At 52.4% G+C, this 2,091-nt stretch carries 2 protein-coding genes; one reads left to right on the forward strand and one right to left on the reverse strand.

Going from position 1 to position 2,091, the window contains the following annotated elements:
• The first annotated feature begins 168 nt into the window (after window positions 1-168).
• Window positions 169-1,173, forward strand: a complete 1,005-nt coding sequence (locus ACTHUE_RS16645) for a quinone-dependent dihydroorotate dehydrogenase (protein ID WP_070461070.1) — start codon at window positions 169-171, stop codon at window positions 1,171-1,173.
• Between the two features lie 57 nt (window positions 1,174-1,230).
• Here the strand turns inward: ACTHUE_RS16645 and rnhB are convergent, their stop codons facing one another.
• Complete coding sequence (rnhB, locus tag ACTHUE_RS16650) at window positions 1,231-1,824, reverse strand: ribonuclease HII (RefSeq protein WP_063068644.1); 594 nt, start codon at window positions 1,822-1,824, stop codon at window positions 1,231-1,233.
• Window positions 1,825-2,091 lie beyond the last annotated feature (267 nt).

Consider the following 2,091-nt stretch of genomic DNA (forward strand, 5'->3'; position numbering starts at 1 on the left):
AAGCCTCTCTCTTACCATTTTAATGAACTATCCGACTACACGCAAAAGCCCTATTTATTTTCATTTGACGCCAAACAATAAAATCATATCGATACAGACGTTTGGGGCAGTTTGACGGTTTCAGGTAGAATAACGCCAAATTCATCAACCGTTCAGAAAGCCGCCGCCATGTATTCACTCGTCCGCCCTATCCTGTTCCGTTTCGATGCAGAAAAGGCCCATCATTTCACGCTCAACAGTTTGCGTTCTATCGAAAAACTCGGCCTGCTGCCCAAAGTAGACAGCCACACCCGGCCAACCGAGCTGATGGGTTTGCAGCTGCCCAATCCGGTCGGCTTGGCGGCGGGTTTGGACAAAAACGGCGAGTGCATCGATGCGTTTGCCGCTTTGGGTTTCGGCTTTGTCGAAATCGGCACGGTAACGCCCAAGCCGCAGCCGGGCAATCCGCAGCCGCGCCTTTTCCGCGTTCCCGAACACCAAGGCATCATTAACCGCATGGGTTTCAACAACCACGGCATCGACGCAATGATCCGCAACATTGAAAACAGCCGTTTTAAAGGCATTTTGGGCATCAACATCGGCAAAAATGCCGTTACGCCGATTGAAAATGCGGCCGACGATTATCTGATTTGCTTGGAAAAAGCCTACGCCCACGCAAGCTACATCACGGTCAATATTTCCTCCCCCAATACGAAAAACCTGCGCGCCTTGCAGGGCGGCGACGAATTGAGCGCATTGTTGGAGGCCTTGAAAAACAAACAGGCGCAACTGGCAGCCGCGCATGGCAAATATGTGCCTCTGGCGGTCAAAATCGCGCCGGATTTGGACGAAGCGCAAATCGACGACATCGCCCATGTGGTCAAATCTGTGGAAATGGACGGCATCATCGCCACCAACACAACCATCGACAAATCAAGCTTGGACAGCCATCCGCTCGCAGGCGAACAAGGCGGCTTGAGCGGCTTGCCCGTTCGCGAGAAAAGCAATCAGGTGTTGAAACTTTTGGCGGAACGCATTGACGGCAAGCTGCCGATTATCGGCGTCGGCGGCGTCATGAACGGCGCGGACGCGGCAGAAAAAATCCGCTTGGGTGCCAGTGCGGTTCAGGTGTACAGCGGTTTGATTTATCGCGGCCCTGAGTTGATTAAAGAGTGTTTGGCTGCGTTGAAATGATACTTTCCTAAAAAACAAGGCCGTCTGAAATCTTTCAGACGGCCTTTTGCTATGCTTTCATTCTTCAAACAGATTGCCTTGTGCCAATAAGGTTTTGACCGGTGCGAAATCGCGGCGGTGTTCCGGCAATACGCCGTATTGTTTCAATGCGGCCAAATGTTGCGCCGTGCCGTAGCCTTTGTGGCGGTCAAACCCGTATTGCGGATAGCGTTTCGCCAATTCATACATTTCTGCATCACGCGCGGTTTTGGCCAAAACCGAAGCGGCGGAGATTTCAATAATTTTGCTGTCGCCTTTGACCACGGCCTCTGCAGGGACATTCAAATCTTTCGGCACACGGTTGCCGTCTATCCATACTTTGTCAGGCACGACCGACAACCCCTCGACTGCGCGCTTCATCGCGGCCATGGTTGCGTGCAGGATGTTCAGTTGCAGGATTTCGTCGGGATCGGCAAAGGCAATGCTCCATGCAACCGCCTGTTCCTTAATCATCTGCGCCAACATATCGCGCTTTTTTTCGCTCAGTTTTTTTGAGTCGGTCAAACCCGGCAGGTCAAAATGTTCCGGCAAAATCACTGCCGCCGCAAATACGCTGCCGACCAAAGGGCCGCGCCCCGCTTCGTCCACGCCTGCGCTTAAAACCGTCGCCATTTCTTCACCGCCTGTCTGATTCAAAGCCGCCATTATATCCGCTTGCGGCAGATAAAATCCGCAATAGGACAAGCCGTTTGGGAGCAGTTCAAATTTCATCTGCTTTACCAATCAGTTATAATTTACATCCCCACATACCCATACGTCTTACAACATGCCTGCCCAATCCGAACGCCTCCATTTTTCCGAACGCTGGCTCAACGCCTACGAACGCTACCGCTATCGCCGCCATATCCACGCCTTCCGCCTCGGCTTGGCAATCGTGTT

The sequence above is a fragment of the Neisseria sp. P0021.S005 genome, assembly GCF_051956955.1.

Bases quoted from the DNA above. Each gene is read 5' to 3' on its own strand.
- ACTHUE_RS16645 (WP_070461070.1), top strand. From the start codon at position 169: ATGTATTCACTCGTCCGCCCTATCCTGTTCCGTTTCGATGCAGAAAAG.
- rnhB (WP_063068644.1), bottom strand. From the start codon at position 1,824: ATGGCGACGGTTTTAAGCGCAGGCGTGGACGAAGCGGGGCGCGGCCCT.